The sequence below is a fragment of the Bathymodiolus platifrons methanotrophic gill symbiont genome (assembly GCF_002189065.1).
In the GTDB taxonomy this organism is placed as follows: Bacteria; Pseudomonadota; Gammaproteobacteria; order Methylococcales; family Methylomonadaceae; genus Methyloprofundus.
Map to the genome: position 1 here is coordinate 1 of NZ_BDMN01000115.1, position 3,247 is coordinate 3,247.

General features: G+C 38.8%; 6 protein-coding genes. 5 read left to right on the top strand and 1 reads right to left on the bottom strand.

Going from position 1 to position 3,247, the window contains the following annotated elements; genetic code table 11:
* From CDZ78_RS07115 to CDZ78_RS07135, 5 genes are all read left to right on the top strand, one after another.
* Positions 1–194: IS1 family transposase (locus CDZ78_RS07115; RefSeq protein ID WP_244559180.1), on the top strand; the 194-nt coding region annotated here is incomplete at its 5' end.
* Positions 195–565: 371 nt separating this feature from the next.
* Positions 566–1,312 (top strand): septum site-determining protein MinC, encoded by a 747-nt coding sequence (gene minC / locus CDZ78_RS07120; RefSeq protein ID WP_087869384.1) that lies wholly within the window; start codon positions 566–568, stop codon positions 1,310–1,312.
* Between the two features lie 11 nt (positions 1,313–1,323).
* A complete protein-coding gene (gene minD, locus CDZ78_RS07125) occupies positions 1,324–2,136 on the top strand; it encodes a septum site-determining protein MinD (RefSeq protein ID WP_087869385.1) in 813 nt (270 codons plus the stop codon).
* Positions 2,136–2,396, top strand: a complete 261-nt coding sequence (gene minE / locus CDZ78_RS07130; protein ID WP_087869386.1) for a cell division topological specificity factor MinE — start codon at positions 2,136–2,138, stop codon at positions 2,394–2,396. Before minD ends, minE begins: the two co-directional genes overlap by 1 nt.
* Before the next feature lie 32 nt (positions 2,397–2,428).
* Complete coding sequence (locus tag CDZ78_RS07135) at positions 2,429–2,626, top strand: winged helix-turn-helix domain-containing protein (RefSeq protein WP_087869387.1); 198 nt, start codon at positions 2,429–2,431, stop codon at positions 2,624–2,626.
* A 39-nt stretch (positions 2,627–2,665) separates the two neighbouring features.
* Here CDZ78_RS07135 and CDZ78_RS07140 read toward each other — a convergent pair.
* A partial coding sequence (locus CDZ78_RS07140; RefSeq protein WP_140413923.1) for an ISAzo13 family transposase occupies positions 2,666–3,247 on the bottom strand: 582 nt, incomplete at its 5' end.

A 3,247-nucleotide genomic window follows, 5' to 3' on the forward strand; every position in this document is an offset into this window, starting at 1 on the left:
ACTTAGATGTAAATGAACATGAAATAGGCAAACAAAACACTCAAAAAATTGAACGAAAAAACCTAAATTTTAGAACATGGGTTAAACGCTTAACGCGTCGAACAATCTGTTTTTCCAAAATAGAACAAATGCATGATATTGTCATTGGACTATTAATTAATAAAGTCGAATTTGGACGAGATATTCATGCCTAATAACAGATTTAACCCACCACCCAATTAGTTACACACAAGTTCGGGGTTTGCGTAAGAAAACTAATATCCTATTGCCTTTTCAAGACACTGACAAACACAACAACATGATATTAAAGGGATTTATTAGATTGTAGTTTTTTCATACAATCTAGTGTCCACACTTAATAAGTAAGCTTTAAGTGTACTTTTCCTTGCTTTATACACAAAGTTATCCACAGGTTCTGTGGGTAACTTATTTTCCCTAACATTAAGAGAGACTTAAGAATAAAAACCTTTTCCTACGCTAAATTAATATATTTTTTTAGCATAGTATTTTTTTTATATTAGCAATGATAGAATCACACTATTAGCTAGTTATTTTTAATTTTTCAATGCCCACCGACTCTCAACCTACACCATCAAATTCACCTGCTTTTGAGTTTAAAAGCGGCGTGGTTACAATCCCATCTCTAAATTTATTTAGTACGGATATTACAGCCATAACGCATCAATTAAATGAAAAAATCAAACAGGCTCCTGAATTCTTTACTAATTCATCATTACTGATAGACCTGCAGGCTCTAGCAAATCAAGAATTAGACATCGCCTTATTAGTTGATGCTATTCGAAATGCAGGCATGTTTCCGATCGGTATTCGCGGCGGCACAAAAGAGCAACAGCAAGCAGCAAATGCTTTAATGCTACCAGCCTTATCCGCTCTCGGTGGTAACAATGCACGCAAACCTCTTACGATAGCCAGTAAAGAAACCAAGCTAGCAAAAACAGAAAACCCTGAAAAACAACAGGAAACCAGCGTTGAAACCACCATTGTTACCCAGCCTATACGCTCGGGGCAGCGTGTCTATGCAGAAGGTGACCTAGCTGTTATTGCACAGGTTAGCGCAGGCTCTGAAATCATGGCGGAAGGCAATATTCATGTTTACGGCACGCTTAGAGGCCGTGCCTTAGCAGGCGTACAAGGCAACGAAAATGCACGTATTTTTTGCTCTGACTTACAGGCTGAATTAATTTCTATTGCAGGAAACTACCGTGTCAGTGAAGACATCATCGAGTCAGACCGCAATGCCCCCGTACAAATTTATTTAAGCAAACAAGCACTCATTATCCAAAAAATTTAGGAGACAAACCATTGGCTAGAATTATCGTAGTAACTTCTGGAAAAGGCGGAGTTGGTAAAACCACAACTAGCGCCGCTATTGCCATGGGGCTCGCTAAAAAAGGTCATAAAACTGCCGTTATAGATTTTGATGTCGGCCTGCGTAACCTGGACCTTATCTTAGGTTGTGAACGCCGAGTTGTTTACGATTTTGTTAACGTTATCAATGACGAAGCAACTTTAAACCAGGCTCTTATTAGAGATAAACGTTGCAAGCAGTTATATATATTACCTGCCTCACAAACTCGATATAAAGATGCTTTAACCAAAGAAGGCGTTGGTAAAATACTGGAAGAACTATCCAAGACTTTTAAATATATAGTTTGCGATTCACCAGCAGGTATTGAGCGCGGCGCTAACCTGGCAATGTATTTTGCTGATGATGCCTTTGTTATTACCAACCCGGAAATTGCTTCAGTTCGGGATTCTGATCGTATGCTAGGTATTTTATCCAGCAAATCAAAACGTGCAGAAAATGGCGATGAACCTATAAATGAATATCTTTTACTCTCTCGTTACGATCCTAAACGCGTAAAACTAGGTGAAATGCTAAGTGTTGAAGATGTGCAGGATATTTTATCTCTGCATCTGCTTGGCGTTATTCCAGAATCACAGTCCGTACTCAATGCTTCTAACTCGGGTACTCCCGTAATTCTGGATGAAGACAGTAACGCGGGTCAGGCATACGCTGATATCGTAGCCCGCTATCTGGGTGAAGATAAACCCCATAGGTTTATCGATGAAGACAAAAAAGGACTATTTGGTCGTTTATTTAGGAGCAAGTAATGAGCTTACTGGACTATTTTAAAACAACTAAACCCAACTCCGCTAAATTAGCTAAAGAACGCTTGCGAATTCTTGTTGCACACGAAAGAAGCGCACGCAATCAGCCGTCCTACCTACCCGAACTACAAAAAGAACTATTAAAAGTCATCCAGAAATACATTCAAATTGACCTGAATGATGTCTCAGTTACTTTTGATAGCGACGATGAACAGGAAACCCTAGAACTTAATATCGTTCTTCCGGAACAACCACAATCTTAATTTTTTTTATATTTATTTAATGAGGCAAAACAATGAGTGATTCAATCGGTACAGCTGCAGGAAAAATCTGGTCTTTTCTAGATGAAAATGGCCCAGCGAGTGCAACAAAGATAACTACCGTCACAAAACTGAACAAAAGAGAAGTTCAACGCGCAATAGGCTGGTTAGCTTGTGAAGGAAAACTAGACTTTGAAACTAAAGGACGCAATGAAACGATTTCTTTACGCTAGACCCTAAGGAATAAGCACGAAACAACTTCCCGATATTAATTATTCTTGAGGAATTGCACGGTAATTCCATTTTGGTAAATGTGTATCAAATACAATCGGCATTATTTCTTTGAAGTCAGCGGCATATTTTCGTCCTGTCTCGTATATTTTGTCGAGTATGTGAACAATTGTTGTTAGTCCTTTTGACGTTGATGTTCTAGAAATCAATGTTTTAACTGTTTCAACCGAGTCAAATACAACACCTTCACAAGCACGAGTCACATGAGGAAAAAAACGATGTTCAATGGGATTATACTTGGAGGTATAAGGAGGATAGTGGGCAATCCTAATTTCCAATCCAAGTGCATTCGCAGTCTTTTGTAAATCTTCTTTAAAAATGTAGTGCCGTGAGCTGTTACTCCCTCCACCATCGCAAAGGATCAACAATGATTTTGCTTTAGGATAATGAATAATACCCTCGTTTACCCACCATTGAAATAAGCTATCACAGGCAAATTCACTGGTATCATGACTCGTTCCAAGCGTGATATATCCTGTGTTTCGTTTGAGGTCATAAAACCCATGAGGAATAACACTGCCTGTTGCAGAGCTAGGGAAATCATGATCATTCGTTTGAATGGC